14 protein-coding genes are annotated in these 16482 nt (G+C 71.2%); 1 reads left to right on the forward strand and 13 read right to left on the reverse strand.

All coding sequences use genetic code 11. From position 1 onward, the window contains the following. Window positions 1-70: 70 nt before the first annotated feature. Entirely contained in the window at window positions 71-715 is a 645-nt protein-coding gene (locus ABZU74_RS27625) for a dihydrofolate reductase family protein (protein ID WP_355429639.1), read from the forward strand. Between the two features lie 100 nt (window positions 716-815). On the opposite strand, the gene ABZU74_RS27630 is transcribed toward ABZU74_RS27625, so the two are convergent. The 13 genes from ABZU74_RS27630 to ABZU74_RS27690 all read right to left on the reverse strand — a co-directional run bounded on the left by ABZU74_RS27630 (window position 816) and on the right by ABZU74_RS27690 (window position 16418). Beyond that, entirely contained in the window at window positions 816-1643 is an 828-nt protein-coding gene (locus tag ABZU74_RS27630; RefSeq protein ID WP_091406877.1) for an ABC transporter permease, read from the reverse strand. Further along, window positions 1640-2620 (reverse strand): ATP-binding cassette domain-containing protein, encoded by a 981-nt coding sequence (locus tag ABZU74_RS27635; RefSeq protein WP_355429642.1) that lies wholly within the window; start codon window positions 2618-2620, stop codon window positions 1640-1642. Before ABZU74_RS27635 ends, ABZU74_RS27630 begins: the two co-directional genes overlap by 4 nt. A 363-nt stretch (window positions 2621-2983) precedes the next feature. Further along, a complete protein-coding gene (locus ABZU74_RS27640) occupies window positions 2984-3787 on the reverse strand; it encodes a methyltransferase domain-containing protein (protein WP_355429645.1) in 804 nt (267 codons plus the stop codon). Between the two features lie 33 nt (window positions 3788-3820). Beyond that, on the reverse strand, window positions 3821-4591 hold the full coding sequence (locus tag ABZU74_RS27645; protein ID WP_355429647.1) for an ABC transporter ATP-binding protein: 771 nt from the start codon (window positions 4589-4591) through the stop codon (window positions 3821-3823). Next, window positions 4591-5334 carry an ABC transporter ATP-binding protein gene (locus ABZU74_RS27650; protein WP_355429649.1) on the reverse strand — a complete coding sequence of 248 codons (744 nt, stop codon included), beginning with the start codon at window positions 5332-5334 and terminating at the stop codon, window positions 4591-4593. The genes ABZU74_RS27645 and ABZU74_RS27650 overlap by 1 nt, the downstream gene beginning before the upstream one ends. Continuing rightward, complete coding sequence (locus ABZU74_RS27655; protein WP_355429652.1) at window positions 5331-6341, reverse strand: branched-chain amino acid ABC transporter permease; 1011 nt, start codon at window positions 6339-6341, stop codon at window positions 5331-5333. Before ABZU74_RS27655 ends, ABZU74_RS27650 begins: the two co-directional genes overlap by 4 nt. Further along, a complete protein-coding gene (locus ABZU74_RS27660; protein ID WP_355429655.1) occupies window positions 6338-7234 on the reverse strand; it encodes a branched-chain amino acid ABC transporter permease in 897 nt (298 codons plus the stop codon). Before ABZU74_RS27660 ends, ABZU74_RS27655 begins: the two co-directional genes overlap by 4 nt. Then, a complete protein-coding gene (locus tag ABZU74_RS27665) occupies window positions 7231-8424 on the reverse strand; it encodes an ABC transporter substrate-binding protein (RefSeq protein WP_355429657.1) in 1194 nt (397 codons plus the stop codon). The genes ABZU74_RS27660 and ABZU74_RS27665 overlap by 4 nt, the downstream gene beginning before the upstream one ends. A gap of 52 nt (window positions 8425-8476) precedes the next feature. Beyond that, the gene (locus tag ABZU74_RS27670; protein WP_030490280.1) at window positions 8477-8881 is read right to left on the reverse strand and encodes a roadblock/LC7 domain-containing protein; all 405 of its coding nucleotides are present in this window, start codon (window positions 8879-8881) and stop codon (window positions 8477-8479) included. Window positions 8882-8897: 16 nt separating this feature from the next. Further along, window positions 8898-11300 carry a nitrate- and nitrite sensing domain-containing protein gene (locus ABZU74_RS27675; protein ID WP_355429659.1) on the reverse strand — a complete coding sequence of 801 codons (2403 nt, stop codon included), beginning with the start codon at window positions 11298-11300 and terminating at the stop codon, window positions 8898-8900. Between the two features lie 253 nt (window positions 11301-11553). Next, window positions 11554-12036: a helix-turn-helix transcriptional regulator gene (locus ABZU74_RS27680; protein ID WP_355429662.1), complete on the reverse strand. Its 483-nt coding sequence runs from the start codon at window positions 12034-12036 to the stop codon at window positions 11554-11556. 251 nt (window positions 12037-12287) lie between these two features. After that, window positions 12288-13580, reverse strand: coding sequence for a cytochrome P450 (locus ABZU74_RS27685; protein WP_355429665.1), 1293 nt, complete (start codon window positions 13578-13580; stop codon window positions 12288-12290). A gap of 489 nt (window positions 13581-14069) precedes the next feature. After that, window positions 14070-16418, reverse strand: a complete 2349-nt coding sequence (locus ABZU74_RS27690; protein ID WP_355429668.1) for an AbfB domain-containing protein — start codon at window positions 16416-16418, stop codon at window positions 14070-14072. Window positions 16419-16482 lie beyond the last annotated feature (64 nt).

The raw sequence follows: 16482 nt of genomic DNA on the forward strand, positions 1-16482 counted from the left end.
CCCGGCCTGGTCTGCCGGTGGGCTGCCGTTCCACCGTCCGGCCGAGCCAACCAACTCGTCGGGAGCAGTCATGGGCCTCATCCACATCGAACTGTTCGCCACCCTCGACCTGGTCGGGCAGTCGCCCGGCGGCCCCGATGAGGATCCGGAAGGGTTCACGTTCGGCGGTTGGCAGGCGCCCCTGCTCGACGAGGTGGCCGGGCAGCAGGTCGCCGCCGCGTACGAGGGCACGGACGCCCTGCTGCTCGGCCGGCGGACCTACGACATCTTCGCCGCCTACTGGCCCCACCAGGAGGGCGGCGAGGACAACGCCATCGCCACGCTCTTCAACCGCATCCCGAAGTACGTGGCCTCCCGGGGCACGCCCGACCTTTCCTGGGCCGGGTCCACGCAGCTCGGCCCGGATCTGGCCGGCGCCGTGCGCGAGATCCGCGACCGGCACCAGCACGTCAAGGTCGTCGGGAGCCTGAACCTGGTGCAGACCCTCCTGCGCGAACAACTCTTCGACCGACTCGACCTCTGGGTGCACCCGATCGTGCTCGGCGTCGGAAAGAAGGTGTTCGACGGAGGTGCGGTGCCCACGAACGTCACGCTCCTCGAACCGCCGGTGGCCAGTTCGAAGGGCACCGTCTACCTGCGGTACGGGATTGCCGACGGCACGCCCGGCACGGGAGACATGGCCGCGCCCGATCGAGGTGTCGGGCGCGACGACTGAGCGCGGCCCGCGCCACGGGCCCGGACCGTCGGCGGTGCATCCTCCGGACCGCCATTCGGCCACGGCGCCGGCTGGTCGAGGTGCCGGCGCCGTGACCAGGTCAGATCTTCTTGCGGTACGCGCGCAGCGCCAGCGGCATGAACACCGCCACGAAGCCGGCGCACCAGGCGAGGGTCCACCAGACGTGGTTACCGAGTGGGGTGCCCAGGAACAGCCCGCGTACCGACGCCACCAGGTGGGTCATCGGGTTGACGTCCACGAACGCCTGCATCCAGCCCGGCAGGGTGTCGGCGCCGACGAACACGTTGGACGCGAAGCTCAGCGGCATGATCAGCGCGAACATCACACCCTGCACGGCGCCGGCGGTGCGCACCTTCATCGACACGAGCACCGGCAGCCAGCTCAGGCAGAGCGCGAACAGCACCGCGAGCAGACACCCGGCGATCGCCCGGAACGGGTCGGTGTCGATCCGGAAACCCATCACGTAGCCGATCGCGAGGGTCGACACGGTGACGATCACGTACCGGACCACGTCGCCGAGGACCGCGCCGACAAGTGGTGCGGAGCGGGGGATCGGCAACGACCGGAACCGGTCGAAGATGCCCTTGGCGATGTCGGTGTTGAGGTTGACACCGATCGCGATGGCGCCGGTCGCGATCGTCTGCGCCAGGATGCCGGGCAGCAGGAACTGCAGGTAGTCGTGGGTCGATCCGGCGACGGCGCCGCCGAAGACGTACACGAAGATGATGAGGAACAGCACTGGCTGCAGGGTGACGTCGATGAGCGCCTCGGGCGTACGCCAGGTCTTGATGAGGCTGCGCTTGGCGAGCGCCAACGAGTGCCGGACCAGCCGGAACGGCCGGGGGTTCGGCGCGGAGTTCGAGAGCGCGCGACTTCTCGTGGGCGCTGTGTCGGTCAGAGTGCTCATACCGCGACCTCCGAGGGGCGGGTGGTGTCGTCAACGGACGCGGTACGCCCGGTGAGGGTGAAGAACACCTCGTCGAGGCTCGGCAGGTGCAGGGACAGTTCGGTGACCGCGATGCCGGCCGCGGCGAACCGTGCGACGCTCGCGGTCAGGGCCGTGTCGTCGGTGACCGGCACCGCGAGCACGCCCTTGCGGATCTCGTCGGCCTGCCCGCCGGAGCCGACCTGGGTCAGGATCTCCGCGGTGCGGGGCAGTTGCGCCGGGTCGGAGGGGCGGACCTCCAGGGTCTGCCCGCCGACCACCCGCTTGAGCCCTTCGGGGGTGTCGTGCGCGATGACCCGGCCGTGGTCGATCACCGTGATCGCGTCGGCGAGCGCGTCGGCCTCCTCCAGGTACTGGGTGGTGAGCAGCACCGTCGAGCCGTTGTCGACAAGCGAGCGGACCACGTCCCACATGTCCTCACGCTTGGCCGGGTCGAGCCCGGTGGTCGGCTCGTCCAGGAAGATCACGTCGGGGGAGCCGACCAGGCTGGCGGCCAGGTCCAGCCGCCGCCGCATGCCACCGGAGTAGGTCTTGGCCGGCCGGTTCGCGGCATCGGTCAGGTCGAACCAGTCGAGCAGTTCGGCGGCCCGCCGGCGGGCGCCGGTGCGCCCCAGCTCCAGCAGGGTGCCGAACAGCTCCAGGTTCTGCCGCCCGGTCAGGTCCTCGTCGACCGAGGCGTACTGGCCGGTGAGACCGATGCTCTGCCGAACGCGCTCGGCGTCCCGTACCACGTCGAAACCGCTGATTCGGGCGGTGCCGGCGTCGGGGGTGAGCAGGGTGGAGAGGATCCGCACGGCGGTGGTCTTGCCGGCGCCGTTGGGGCCGAGCACCCCGAGCACCGTCCCGCGGGGTACGGCGAGGTCCACGCCCTGCAGCGCCCTCGTCTTCCCGAATGTCTTCACGAGGCCCTCGGCCTCGATCACCAGGTCAGCTGTCATGCGAACAGTCTGCGCGGGCCCGCTGACACCGCCCTGACACGGCACCGACACCCGCTGACATGGGCGCTGCCTCGCCGAGGACGCGTCTGATGATCTTGGTCAGTGCCGACTGTCGTGAAAACGCGGCGTCCGGACGCGCGCGTTACCTCGAGATCAGCAAAACCGAGCCGATCAAGTCCTGCGGGGCGGGCCGATGCTCAGGGGCTCTCGACTGACCCAACGCACAGGCCGGCCGGGCTCCCTCGCGGGGAGCCCGGCCGGTGCGGTCGAGGCCGTCGCGGAGCTGTCCGGCCCGCAGAGGGGGGTGCTGCGGCCGGAGAGGTACGGACGGCGTGACCGCGCTTCGCGCGGTGGCCCGCCTGCTCAGCTCGGTAGGCGGCCCCGCGTGGAGACGAAGTGGTACGACATGACGGCGAACCCGGGGTCACGGAGCAGCCGCCGGAAGGCGTTCAGTTGGTTGGTCGACAACCCCGCCGCCAGCAGGTCCGGTTCCAACTGACGGGAGTTGGTCTCGTAGAGCGACGTTCCGCTCGACCCGCCGGCCCAGCTCTGCGAGTGGGTGATGGTGTCCAGGTCGGTCAGACCGGCGAGGGCCATCTCGGTGTGCACGTCCTGCGCCCACCCCAGGTCGGCGCCGTGATCCTCCAGGACACCCATCATGGCGTCCATGACCTGCGCGAAGAGCTTCGCGGCGTCGTCGGTGGGCGCGGTCAGCACCCGCTGCGGCGCGGTGCAGTCGAACTCCTCGACCACCAGCCACCCGCCGGGTGCCAGCGCGCCGGTGAGGGTACGCAGGACCCGTCGTCGATCGGGGAGGTGCAGCAGCACCAGCCGGGCGTGGATCAGGTCGAACGCGTCCCCGGGTGGCGGTTCGGTGCGCACGTCGTGCTGGCGTACCTGCAGGTTGCCCGCGGCCACCAGGTGGGTGGGGTCGATGTCGGTGGCCAGCACGTGCCCGTCGTCGCCGACCGCGCGGGCGATCCGCCGGGCCATCGAGCCGCCACCCGCCCCGACCTCCCAGCAGGTCGCGCCCGGTCGCAGCACCGGGCCGGCCAGCCGACGAGTCGTGATCGGATCCAGGAAGGACTCCAGCGCCTGCATCTGGGGAACGGCGTCCGGTGCGCCGTTGTCGAACGTGTACGTGTCGTCGCTGGTATTGGTTGTCATCGGTGTCCACCTCTCCGAGAAGGGTCGGGTTGACTACGGGGTGTCGGCCCAGAGCCGAGGCGTCGGTCGGTTGGCCGGGCGCGGGGCGACGGCGGCGACGCTCAACATCGCCGCCAGTGGGGCCGGATCGCGGCGGGCCTCAGCGGTCGGCCGGTCATAGACCACCCGGCCGTACTCCAGCACCGCCACCCGGTCGGCGATCTCGATGGCGTGCTGGAGTTGCTGCTCCACCAGCAGCACGGTCAGGCCGTCGGCGGCGAGACCGTTGACCAGCTCGCGGACCCGCGCCGCCAGGTCGGGCGAGAGGCCCTCACACGGTTCGTCGAGCAGCAGCACCCGGGGTTGGCCGAGCAGAGCACGGGCTATCGCCAGCATCTGCTGCTCCCCGCCGGAGAGTTCGCAGCCACGGTGTCGCAGCCGCACCGCCAGCCTCGGCAGCAGTTCCAGGGTCCGGTCGACCGTCCAGCCCTCGCCGCCGGAGGTGCGGGCCCGCCACGGCGCCGCCGCCAGGTGCAGGTGCTCGGCCACTGTCAACCGGGAGAAGACCCGTCGGCCCTGCGGGACGAGACCGACGCCCGACTGGGCGATGCGATGCGGTTGCCGGCCGGCGACGTGCACGCCGCCGATCTCGATGCGACCGCTGGACGCCCGAACCAGCCCGGCGATGGTGTGCACGAGCGTGCTCTTGCCCGCCCCGTTGCGGCCCACCACGGCCTGGATGCTGCCCGGGCGCACCCGCAGGCTGACCTCGTGCAGGACGATTCCCCCGCCGTAGCCGGCGCAGAGACGATCCACAGTGAGCATCAGGCCACCCCGTCGGCGTAGGCCTGCCGCACCAGCGGCGAGGTACGGATCTCGTCCGGTGTGCCGGCGGCCAACGTCTGACCGTCGCGCAGCACGGTGACCGTGTCGGAAAGGGCGTACACCAGGTCCAGTCGGTGCTCGACCAGCAACACGGCGACCGCCCTGGGCAGCGCCTGGAGCAACTCGACCAGCCGGCCGACCTCGATGGCGGACAGCCCGGCCGCCGGTTCGTCGAGGAGCAGCAGGCGGGGGCGACCGGCCAGGGCCATCGCGATCTCCAACTGGCGTCGTTGCCCGTGCGCGAGGTGCCCGGCGGGCACCGCCGCGACGGCGGTGAGCCCCATCTGCTCCAGCAGGTGACCCGCCAGCTGCCGCGCGGCGCTTCTGCGCCGGCCCGGCCACCACCGGCGGCGGGGAATGACCCGGGGCAGCGCCGCCACCACGACGTTCTCCGTCGCGGTGAGCGTCGCAAAGACAGCCGGTCGTTGGTGGATGCGGTTGATGCCGCGCCGCGCCCGGGCCGCCGGCCCGAGCCGACCGACCTCCCGTCCGTCGAACCGCACCGTGCCGCGCTGCGGTGTCGTGGACCCGCCGATCACGTTGAGCAGCGTCGTCTTGCCGGCCCCGTTCGGGCCGATCAAGGCGTGCCGCTGGCCGTCGTGGACGCACAGGTCCACACCGTCGAGCGCGGCGAGCGAGCCGTACCGCACTGTGACATCCTGGGCGTCGAGCAGGCCGGTCATCGGTGCAGCTCCGCAACGGTGGCCTGCTCCTGGGTGGCTGGCTGGTCCGGCGGCGTGCCCGGTGGACGTAGCCGTCCCCGGGCCCGGTTGACGCCGGTGGGTAGCAGGTAGACCGTCGCCACGAACAGCGCGCCGAGCACCAGTGGCGCGTGGCCGGGCAGCACCCCGAACAGCCAGTCCCGCACGGCGATGACCAACGCCGCGCCCACCAGGGCACCGCCCACCGAGGTGGTGCCACCGATGACGACACCGAGCAGCAGCAGCGCGGACGTGTCGAAGCCGAAATCGGCCGGGGAGATGTACTGCTGGGCGACGACCAGGACCGAGCCGGCGGCACCGGCTATCGCCCCGGCGGCGATGTGCGCGCCGGACAGGTGCAGCGCCACCCGGTGGCCACTGGCCCGCAGCCGCGTCTCGTCGTCGCGCCCGGCCCGCAGCACCAGCCCGGCCCGGGTACGCAGCAGCATCAGCACCGCGCCGACCAGCGTGGCCACCACGACCAGGGCGTACAGGTAACGGGCCTGATCGCTGGCGAGCGACGGCAGCCCCCAGAACGGGCGGACCGCGGGGATGCCGGCCAACCCGTCCGTGCCGCCGGTCACCGATCGCCACCGGCCGAGGACGGTGACGACGAGTTCGCCGATGGCCAAGGTGATCATCAGGACGATCACCCCTCGGGCGTGCACGACGAGCGGCACGGTGAGCGCGGCCAGCAGCGCTCCGGCGCCCGCCGCGACGACGAGGTGCACCACGCCGACGTCGGAGATTCGGCTGCCGACCACGGCGCAGGCGTAGGCGCCCGCCGCGTAGGGTGCGGTCTGCCCGAGGGTGGGCATGCCGGCGACGCCGGTGAGCAGGGCGACGCTCACCCCGACCAGGGCCAGCGCCAGCGTCCGGGCGAGGATCGCCGTGGTGTAGTCGTCGACCACCCAGGGCGCCACGACCAGGCCGACCAGGACCAGCGCCGCGATGCCGCCCCGGGCACGCCGGATCACCGCGCCGCTCATGCCGCCCGCCACCTGCCCGCCAGGCCGCGCGCCCGCACGGCCAGCACGGCCGCCATGGCGGCGAACAGCAGGAACGGCGCGGCGGACGGCAGCAGCGCCACTCCCAGCGTCTGGATCTCGCCGATCGCGAGCGCGGCCAGCAGGGTGCCCGCCATCGATCCGAGCCCACCGAGGACGACGACCACCAGGGAGAGCAGCAGCACGGTGTCGGCGGTGCCCGTGCCGGGGCCGATGATGGGCGCGCCGAGGACCCCGGCCGCGCCGGCCAGCGCACCGGCGGCGGCGAGCACACCGGCCCGGATCCGGGCCGGACTCACGCCCAGGCAGGCGACCATCTCCGGGTCGTCGACGGCCGCCCGGACCAGCATCCCGGCCCTGGTGCGTCGCACCACCAGATAGAGCGCGGCCGCGAGCACCGCCGCGACGACGATGAACACCAACCGGTACGCGGCGTAGCGGTGGCCGGCGACCACCACCGACCCCTCCAGGGCGGCGGGCACCTGGACCTGCGGGTCGTCGGGTCCGAAACCGGCGACGAGCAGGCTGCCGCCGGCCAGCGCCACCCCGAAGGTCAGCAACGCCTGACTCAGGTGATTGCCGGTGGCGACCGGTGTGAGCAGGCCGGCCAGGAGCACCCCCGCTGCGGCGGCGGCCAGCACACCGACCGCCAACGCCAACGCCAGGCTCGCCCAGCCGCCGTCGAGCAGCGCCGCGGCGGTGTACCCGCCGATCGCGTAGAGCAGGCCGTGCGCCAGGTTGAGGATGTTGGCGACGCCGAAACAGAAGACCAGGCCCGACGCGGCGACGAACACCAGCAGCCCGTAGGCGACTCCGTCCAACGCCGGGATCAGGTACGGGTCGATCCGGCTCGTGCCGGCCGCCACCGCTATCACCGGCCGACGGTCGCGAGGTCGCCGACGACGGTGTTCGACAGCGCCCGGCCGTCCTGGCGGACCTGGCGCAGGTACCACTTCTGCACGGGGGAGTGCGTGGTGGTGGAGAACTGCCAGGTGCCGCGCGGGCTGGCGATCTGGCCGAGTTGACCGATGGCCGTGTTGATGGCCTCGGGGGTCGGGTTGCTTCCGGCGGCGCCGATCGCCCGGTCCAGCACCGCCGCCGCGTCGTACGAGGCGAGCGCGTAGGTCGTCGGTGAACCGTCGTGCTTCGCCTTCCACGCGGCCACGAACGCCCGGTTCTCCGCGTTGTCGAGGTCGGGCGAGTAGTTGAGCACCGAGTAGATGTCCCGGGCAGCCTCGCCCTGCGCGTTGAGCACGCCGCCCTCGGTGAGGAACCCGGCCGCGTACAGCGGGATGTCCTTGATCTCGGACTGCGCGTACTGCTTGACGAAGTCGACGGCGGCGCTGCCGGCGTAGAAGGTGTAGACGGCCGCCGCGCCGGAGGCCTTGATGCGGGCGAAGTACGGGAGGAAGTTGGTGGTGGCCGGGAACGGGGTGAAGGTCGTCTTGCCGTCGGCGTTTGCCAGCTTCCCGCCGATCTTCCCGAACGCGTCGGTGAAACCACGCAGCTCGTCCCAACCGCCCTGGTAGTCCGGGCCGATCGCGTAGACGGAACCCTTCACGTTGTCGCGGACGTGCTGGGCGATCGCCGCCCCGGGCTCGTCGGAGAGGTACGAGGTGTGCCAGACCCGGGAGACGTCCTTGAGCTCCGGCCGGCCGTTGGAGCCGACCAGTGGCACCTTGGTCTCGTTGAGCACCGGGGTGACTCCGGCGACCGAGCCGCCACCGACGATGCCGGTGAGAGCGGACACCCGGTCCTGCTTGAGCAGCTTGGTCGCGGCCGGGACCGCGGTCTGGGCGCCGTTGCCCTCGTCCGCGACGATCAGGTCGACCTGCCGGCCGCCCAACTTGCCGTCGTGGGTGTCCAGGTAGAGCTGGAAGCCGTCGCGGATCTCCGTACCGACCGCCTGGTAGGTCCCGGACAGCGACGCGAGCAGACCGATCTTTATCGAGCCGCCGGCGCTCGTGCCCGGAGCGTCGTCGCCGCAGGCCGTGCTGGTGGTCAGCACGGCCGCGAGCAGCGCGGCGGTGAGGGCACGGCTGCGCCAAGGCGTGGTGAGAGGCATGTCTAACTCCAGAGGAAGGGGAAGGGGTCTCCGGCGTGGGGGCGCCGGGTGGTCAGCGGCTGCGGGCGAGCGCCGCGCGGGCAGCGGGGGTCAGCGCGTCCCCGATCCGGTTGGCCAGCTCGGTCATCTCGTAGGAGACCTTGCCCACGTCGCACTCGGGGGCGGCGAGCACCAGCAGCGAGGCGCCGTCGTTGAAGGCCATCGAGAACATGAACCCGCCCTCGAGCTGTGTGACATTGGAGATCACCGCGCCGGCGTCGAAGAAGGCCGCCGCCCCCCGCAACAGGCTGACCAGCCCGCTACCGGTGGCGGCCAACTGGTCGGCCCGGTCCGGTGGCAGGTCGCGGGTGGCGGCCACCATCAGGCCGTCGCTGGAAATGGCGATCGCGTGGCTGACCTCGGTAGCGCGCGCGGCGAAGTTGTCCAGCAGCCAGCCGAGATCCTGTTGGTCGGTCACGTGCTCTCCTGTCGCGTCATTTGTTGCCGAGGTTGATCGGGGTACGCCGTCGGTTCGCCACGCCCCGCGCGTACGCGGCCATCGCCGTCGCCACCTGCGCCGGGTCGCGGTATTCGGACCGTTGCCGCTGCTGGGGCACTGTCACACCGCCGGGCACGAGGTGCCGTTGCGGCTCCCGTTTCGGCAGGCCGGAGTTGGTGGTCGTGGTGACCTCGGGGGTGTGCGCCTGGGCGGCCGTACGCCAGGCGTCGTCGGCGGGGCTGGCCCACTGGTGGCCGTTCTGGCTGTTCTGGCCGTCGACGACGTCGGCCTGGAACCAGTGGTTGACCTGTTCGAAGATGAGAAGCTCCTCGGTGGGCGCGTCACCCCGGTCCGGGGGTGGGGGAGCCGGCCGGAACACCGGCGCCGCCGGCAGGGTCCGTTCGCCCGCAGGGCGTCCGGCTGTGGGTTCGGGGCGCGGCTGGTACGGCGGCGGCGGAGGGCTGGCCGTCCGCGCTGCCCGTCGCGACAGCCGGCCGGGTGCGAGCAGGTACTCCTCCGGTGGCAGGGACCGGATGATCGCCGCGGGGAATGTCGCCTCGGCGAGGATGCCGCGCCGGGGGCCGCGTCGCAGTTGAACGGTGGCGCCCAGCCGGGCCGCGAGCTGGCCCACGACGACCAGCCCCATCGCCCGTACGGCGGCCACGTCGATGGCCGGTGGGTGGGCCAGCAGTTCGTTGAGTTGCTGCATCCGCTGCGCCGACAGCCCCACACCCTCGTCGCTGATCTGGACGATGACGCGGTCACCCAGGCTCCGGCCGCTCACCCACGTCTCACTTGCCGGCGGTGAGTACGTCGTGGCGTTGTCCATGAGTTCGGCGAGCAGGTGCACGACCTCGTCGACGGTCTTGGCCGCCACGGCGACATCCCCGTCGATCATGCCGAGCCGGACCCGCGCATAGTGCTCGATCTGGGACAGCGCGGCCTGGAGCACCTGTTGCAGCGGAACGTCGCGCTGGCGTACGCGACCCACCCCGACGCCGCCGAGCACCAGCAGGCTGGCGTTGATCCGGCCCATCCGGGTCGCCAGGTTGTCGAGTGTGTACAGCTGGTCGAGCCGGTCGGGGTCGGTCTCGTCGCGCTCGACCAGGTCGACCTGGGCCAGGACGGCGTCGACGAGCCGCTGTTCGCGGCGGCTCAGGTGGATGAAGATGTCGGCGGTGTTGGCGCGCATGACGGCCTGTTCGGCGGCGGTCCGCACGGCGGCCTGGTGCACGGCGCTGAACGCCTGACCCAGTTCGCCGATCTCGTCGTCGCTTGACGGTTCGAGGGCGGAGCTGGACTGCTGCCGGGCCAGCGTCTGTGGGTCGACGGTGGCGCTGCCGGGTTGTTGCAGCTGGGCCACCACGGCGGGGAGCTGCTCGAAGGCCACGGCGTTGGCCGCGTCCCGTAGCCGGCGCAGCCGTCGGGTGATCTGCCGCGCCACGGCCCAGGTCACCAACGCGGTCAGGATCAGGGCCAGGAGGACGCTGGCCGCCTCGGCCACGGCCCGGCGGCGCTGGTCGGCGTGGGCGGCGCGAACGTCGTCGCGGACCGCGCCGTCGACCCGGGCGCGCAGGTCGGCCAGGCGGGCGGCGCGCGTCTGGGTGGTGGCCACCCAGGCGCCGGTCTCCAGTTGCAGCTGCGACCCCGGTTGGGCGCGGGACACCTCGTCCTGCATCCGTTGCAGCGCGAGCGCCTCCTTGCCGGTGCCGGCCTGCTCCCACCAGATGCTCCACTCGGGTGGGGCCAGGGCCAGGAACGACAGACTCGACTCGGTGTAGCTGGTGCGGGCCGCGGTGATGTCCTGCTGCATGGCCGGGGTCAGCTCCCCGCCCGCGACGGCGCGCAGCACGGCCACCTGCTGCTGACCGATGGCCTCGGCCGTCTTCGACAGCGCCGCCGAAGCCCGGATCCCGTCGGCGAGTTGGGCGTCCACCACGCCGTGGGAGACGTTCTCCCGGAAGTTGATGAGATCGGCTATCGCGATGCGGTAGCTGAAGGTCATCGCCGACACCGACGCGTGCGTGGCGGTGCGCACCTGCGTGCGCAGCGGGGCGAGGCCGTCCAGCGCCGCGTCGATACGCCGCAGCAGAGCCGGGTTGGCGTCCTCGTCGGTGGACAGACGATCCCGCTGCCCGCGGTAGCGGGCGACGGCGTCATCGGTGGCGGCCATCTCCGCGCCGAAGGCGTCCTGCTGCTCCGGTCGGGCATAGGTGAGCAGGTCGGCGGCGGCGATGCGTTCGCGTTGCAGCCGGTAGGCCAGGTCGCCGGCCTCGGCACCGACCTGCGCCAGGATCTGCAGGTCGCTGGCACGGGCCGTCTGGCGTGCGCTCTCGGTCAGCGCGAGACCGGCGAAGCCGATCACGGCGACGAGCGGGGCCGCGACGATGAGGCGCATCCGGCCGGCTATCTTCCAGCCGCGTCGGCGGGTCGGGTAGGGTCTGGCCGCGTGGGACCGGGTGCTCGACGCCAAGATTGACTCCCACGACTCGTCGATGACGGTCTATACGCACGTTGCCGAATGCAAGTCCCATTCGGCCGGAAGCCGCGCTCGTAGACCAGACCTGGCCGTGGTACAAACTGCCCGTACCAGCATCTGTACCCAAAGTCAGCGACCGGTGACGCCCCGGGGTCGTGCCGGATTCGTCGAGTCAGCGCTGGTGGTCGAGGGGCCCGGCCGGCGGATGCCGCCGCTGCGGGTCGTCCGGTTCGGGCTGGCCGTTGAGCACCTGGCCGATCAGTTCCCGCAGCTCGTCGATCGCGTCCACCACGGCACCCGGGTCACGCGCGTCACGCTGGCCACGCTGACGCGGCACCTGCCGATCCAGCCGCGCCGGTTCCGGTGCGCGCGGGCCCCGGCGACCGTCGGCGGCCAACTGCTCGGCCGCGACCTGCGGCCACAGCTCGGCCAGCCGGCCGCCGGTGCCGAGCACGTCATCGCAGCGCAGCGCGAACTCGTGACTGCCGAACCGGCGACCTGACTCGACCGCCGCGACCGTCTCCCGGCTGAACCGCACCAGATCCGCCAGGGCCCGTTGGGTCAGGCCCCGTTGGACGCGACAGTTGCGCAACTCCCATCGGAACCGGTGACTTGCCGCAGAGTGAGCCGAGCTCGACGGGGACGTGTGCTCCATGCGCTCACCTTCGTGGAACGGACATTCAGCGGCGGACGCCAGATCGAGATCTGCCGATGAGCCGAACATTCACAGAGGGCAATTCTTAACCCAGGACGGGATGGGTGTGAAGACGTTCACCGGCATGGATCGTCGGGGAAAGCGGAAAAGGTGCGCGCCGCCCGGTGCCGGCACCCAGGTGCGCCGGGTCACGCAGCCCCACCCCACCCTCCGCCCGTCCGCAGGTCAGCACAGCTGGCGCTCGCGTTCTCTCAGGCGGCGTGCACTTCGGCCGTCGCCCCACCGCGTGCCGCCGGCACGTCCGTGGACGCCGGGACATCGATTATCGCGAGGAGTGTGCGGTGCGCACGAAACGCGACATTGGGCTTGTACGAGCGATGTTGCTCCGGTGACAACCGTAGGCCGGGAATGGCTTCGGCGAGCCGGCTGAGAGCGATCCCGGCCTCAAGTCGCGCCAATCCCGCACCGATGCAGAAATGCGGACCGTGGCCGAACGACAGGTGATTGCTCACGTCGGCCCGGTGCGGGTCGAACCGGTCCGGGTCATGGAACGCCTCGGGGTCCCGGTTCGCCGCCCCGATCAACAGCAGGCAACGCGCCCCGGCGGGGATCGTCACCGCCCCCACCGTGACGTCCCGGGTGGTCACTCGGAGCCAGCCGTCGATGGCGGGCGCGAACCGGAGCGTCTCGCTCACGAAGGCGGGGACGAGCCCCGGGTCCGCGGTGATCGCCGGCCAACGCCGGGGAGCGGACAGGGCCTGGTCGAGGGCGTGCGCGAGTAACCCGGCGGTGGTCTCGTGGCCCGCGACCAGGAGATTGAAGGCCAGGCTCGCCACCTCGGGCACCGTCAGCACGGTGTCGTCGTCGTCCCGGAAGGCCAGCGCGCGGCTGATGAAGTCGTCTCCCCGATGTCCACTGTCCACCCGCTGGCGGACCAGATCTTCGCAGTAGTGCCAGAACTCCAGCAGGCCCTGCGCCAGGCGTACCTGCTCGGCCGGGTCCGGCTGCCCCCAGATGAGGGCGATCTGGCCGTCCGCCCAACTCCGGATCCGGCTGATGTCGGCGTCGGGCACCCCGAGGATGTCCAGGACCACCAGCAGGGGAAGCTCGGTGGCGAACTCCGGGATCAGGTCGACCTGGTCGCCCTGGCGGGCGGCGAGGCGGGACACCAACTGGTCGACCCGGCGCCGGACGATCGCCCCGTACTCAGCCTCGACCCGCTCGGCGGTGTTCGCGAAGGTGGCGCGGAGGGCCCGGCGGGTGCGCGGGTGCGTGGGTGGGTCCGCAGCGGCCGTCGTGGGAGGCGCGTCGATCTGCATGATCACGTTCAGTGCCGGTGGACACACCTCGTACACCGGGGCGAGGGTGAGGGCGTTGGCGAATGTCGTGGCGTCGGCGAGAGCCCGCCGGACGTGTGTGTGCCGGCTGATCAACCACAGGCCCAGATCCTCGGCGTAGTGCACCCCTGCCGGGTCGTCGAGAATGCGCCGCCACATGCTTGCCGGATCGGTGAGATAGACCCCGGCGTACGGACTTAACCGCATGAAAAGCCTCCTGATGCACGCGGCGAGAAACCGGCAGCGCCCCCATTTGGCGATCCACTTCAGCCGGGCCGATAATGGCGCGCATTCGCCTCTGGCTCTTTACGGTGCGCTGGCCGGCCACACAAAGTCAAGATTGGGTTTCATCTATTTATTGGTCGCTTAATTGCGTGCTGCAACAGCCGAGCGAGCCTGGCTGAATGCAAGTTGCGGCTCGGCCCTTGCCGTGAAAGTCGACCCGGTTGGACGGTGGAATCGACTCGCCGCTTCTCCCTCATGACCGGGGAAACGACCTCCGGCACGACGAGTGACGCCGCAGCCCGGTCACCGACGCCGACGGAAGCAGCGGGCGCTGACGGAAGCAGCCGACGCCGACGGAACGAGTCGGCGCTGACGGAAGGAGCCGGCCCGGTGACAACGGCGCGGGGGGTTCCAGCCCAGGCCGGAACCCCCCGCGCGTCGTGTGGTGACGGCGCGGTCAGCGCGCGGCGGTCACGGCGCCCACGGCGCGGCGATGTTCCAGGTGCTGTCGGCGGTCCACAAGGTCGGCGTGTTGTACGCGTCGCCGCCGGTGCCGTTGCTGAGCCAGACCTCCGAGTTGTAGTGCCGCAGGTACTTACCTCGGAAGTTGTACGACTCCAGCGACACGCCGGTGCCGGTCAGCCCGGTACGGGCGCACCAGGTGGCGTCGGCGCGCAGCAGCGCGGAGCCGTCGTCCGGCGAGTTGCGGACCCGGGAGTTCTGGTGGCGCAGGTACTGCCCGGGAAAGTTGACCGACTCGAACGAGTAGCAACCGGCACCGGCCAGACCCGGCCGGATGGTGTACGTGGCGTCGGCCTTGAGCAGGCTTGAGCTCGCGGCGTCGACCACCTCCGTGTAGGCCAGACCGTCCTGGTGGCGGAGGTAGCGGTTGGTGAAGCCGGGAGTGGTCACCTGCAACGACCGCCGGGTGTTGACCGGCAGGGCGACGGGCGCCGAACCACCGATGGTCTTCGAGGCGTTGATCAGGGCGGTGTTGACGGCGCGTACCCGCGCCTGGTCCATTTTGATCACCTGCCGGTCGTAGGTGAGGAAGCCGTTCAGCTCGCCCTCCAGGTCGGTGATCTCGGTGTAGATCGAGGCGCTGAGCCCCTTGCCGAGCATCAGGTTCTGGGTGCCCTGCACCAGCCCCACGTACCGGTCGGTGAGCACTGTCGAGTTGGGCTGCCACTCGTAGGCGAAGAACTGGCCGTTGGGGCTGTATTCGTGGCCGGGGGTGTGCAGGCCCAGTCCGCCGAATTCACCGAGCACCGCGATCCGGCTGCTCGACGGCACGGGGGAGTCCGGTCCGAGGTAGACGTGCCAGTCGTCGATGTCGCCGTTGCCGGGGTTGCCGAGTGACTGGCAGCAGTTGTGGCCGCTGTGCGGGTTGACCAGACGGGTCGGGTCCTGGTTCTTGATGTTCTGCGCGACCCGCCGGGTGTCGGCCAGGGACCGCTCGCCCCAGCCCTCGTTGTAGGGCGTGTACGCGATCACGGCGGGTGAGCTGCGGTGTTCGTCGACGATCTCGCGCGCCTCCGCCTCGAACTGCGCCTGCTGGGCGTCGGTGGGGTCGACGTCCTGCGCGGTCAGCGACGGGATGTCCTGCCAGACCAGCAGGCCGAGCCGGTCGGCGTGGTAGAACCAGCGTTGCGGCTCGACCTTGATGTGCTTGCGCACCATGTTGAAGCCCAGGTCCTTGTGCTTCTGCAGGTCGAAGGCGAGGGCGGCGTCGGTCGGCGCGGTGTACAGCCCGTCCGGCCAGAAGCCCTGGTCGAGGGTGCCGACCTGGAACACGAACTGGCCGTTGAGCTTGGGGCGCAGCACCCCGTTGACCAGGCCGGTGGTGATCTCCCGCATGCCGAAGTAGTGCGTGGTCCGGTCCACTGTGGCGCCGCTGGCGTTGCGCAGGTGGACCCGCAGGTTGTAGAGGAACGGGTCGTCGGGTGACCAGCGGCGGGCGTTGGGCACCGGCACGCTGAAGTCGGTGAAGCCGCCGGTGGCCGAGCCGACCACTGTGGCGCCGTTCAGTGCCTCGGCGAGCACGCTGTGGCCGCTCACGTCACCTCGGGTGAAGACCCGGACCCGCAGTGTGTTGTTGCTCAGGTTCGGGTAGACGTCCACGCTGCTGATCGAGGCTGCGGGCACCGGCTCCAACCACACCGTCTGCCAGATGCCGGAGCTGGGGGTGTAGAAGATCCCCCCGGGCGTCTTGGTCTGTTTGCCGATGGCGGGCAGGCTGCCGTTCTGCCGGGTGTCGGTGGGATCCCAGACCTTGACGACGATCTCGTTCGTCCCGGTGGTGAGTTGGGGAGTCACGTCGAAGGTGAAGGCGTCGTAGCCGCCGGTGTGTGCGCCGACCCGGACACCGTTGACCCAGACGGTGCTCTGCCAGTCGACGGCGCCGAAGTGCAGCAGGGTCCGCCGGCCCGACCAGTTCGCCGGGATGGTGACGGTGCGTCGGTAGAACAGGTAGTTGCGGTTGTCGTTGGCGGCCCGTTGGATGCCGGACAGGGCGCTCTCCACCGGGAACGGCACGTTGACCCGCTCGGGCAGGTTGGTGCCGAACTGCGGGGCGTCGTCGGTCGTCGACTGGCGTAGCTGCCACTCGCCGTTGAGGTTGAGCCAGTCCGGCCGCGTCATCTGGGGCCGCGGATACTCGGGCAGTGGTGTGCCGGTCAGGGCCTGGCTGGTCCAGGGGGTGGTCAGTGGCGGCGTCTTGGCCGGTGCGGCGTACGCCGCGGGCGCGGCGAGCACGCCGGCGACCAGGGCCAGAACGAGTAGCAGTGGCAGGGCGGGGCGGATGGGGACGTGACGTGTCATGCCGTCTCCGGGGGACGAGTTGCCGCGGGCGGTGCAGCCAGGCCCGAAGCGCGTGGGTGGTGGG

The sequence above is a fragment of the Micromonospora sp. NPDC005171 genome, from assembly GCF_040608575.1.
Classification (GTDB): Bacteria; Actinomycetota; Actinomycetes; order Mycobacteriales; family Micromonosporaceae; genus Micromonospora.

Bases quoted from the DNA above. Each gene is read 5' to 3' on its own strand.
- ABZU74_RS27690 (WP_355429668.1), bottom strand. From the start codon at position 16,418: ATGACACGTCACGTCCCCATCCGCCCCGCCCTGCCACTGCTACTCGTT.
- ABZU74_RS27665 (WP_355429657.1), bottom strand. From the start codon at position 8,424: ATGCCTCTCACCACGCCTTGGCGCAGCCGTGCCCTCACCGCCGCGCTG.
- ABZU74_RS27680 (WP_355429662.1), bottom strand. From the start codon at position 12,036: ATGGAGCACACGTCCCCGTCGAGCTCGGCTCACTCTGCGGCAAGTCAC.
- ABZU74_RS27625 (WP_355429639.1), top strand. From the start codon at position 71: ATGGGCCTCATCCACATCGAACTGTTCGCCACCCTCGACCTGGTCGGG.
- ABZU74_RS27650 (WP_355429649.1), bottom strand. From the start codon at position 5,334: ATGACCGGCCTGCTCGACGCCCAGGATGTCACAGTGCGGTACGGCTCG.
- ABZU74_RS27640 (WP_355429645.1), bottom strand. From the start codon at position 3,787: ATGACAACCAATACCAGCGACGACACGTACACGTTCGACAACGGCGCA.
- ABZU74_RS27655 (WP_355429652.1), bottom strand. From the start codon at position 6,341: ATGAGCGGCGCGGTGATCCGGCGTGCCCGGGGCGGCATCGCGGCGCTG.
- ABZU74_RS27675 (WP_355429659.1), bottom strand. From the start codon at position 11,300: ATGCGCCTCATCGTCGCGGCCCCGCTCGTCGCCGTGATCGGCTTCGCC.
- ABZU74_RS27645 (WP_355429647.1), bottom strand. From the start codon at position 4,591: ATGCTCACTGTGGATCGTCTCTGCGCCGGCTACGGCGGGGGAATCGTC.
- ABZU74_RS27685 (WP_355429665.1), bottom strand. From the start codon at position 13,580: ATGCGGTTAAGTCCGTACGCCGGGGTCTATCTCACCGATCCGGCAAGC.
- ABZU74_RS27630 (WP_091406877.1), bottom strand. From the start codon at position 1,643: ATGAGCACTCTGACCGACACAGCGCCCACGAGAAGTCGCGCGCTCTCG.
- ABZU74_RS27635 (WP_355429642.1), bottom strand. From the start codon at position 2,620: ATGACAGCTGACCTGGTGATCGAGGCCGAGGGCCTCGTGAAGACATTC.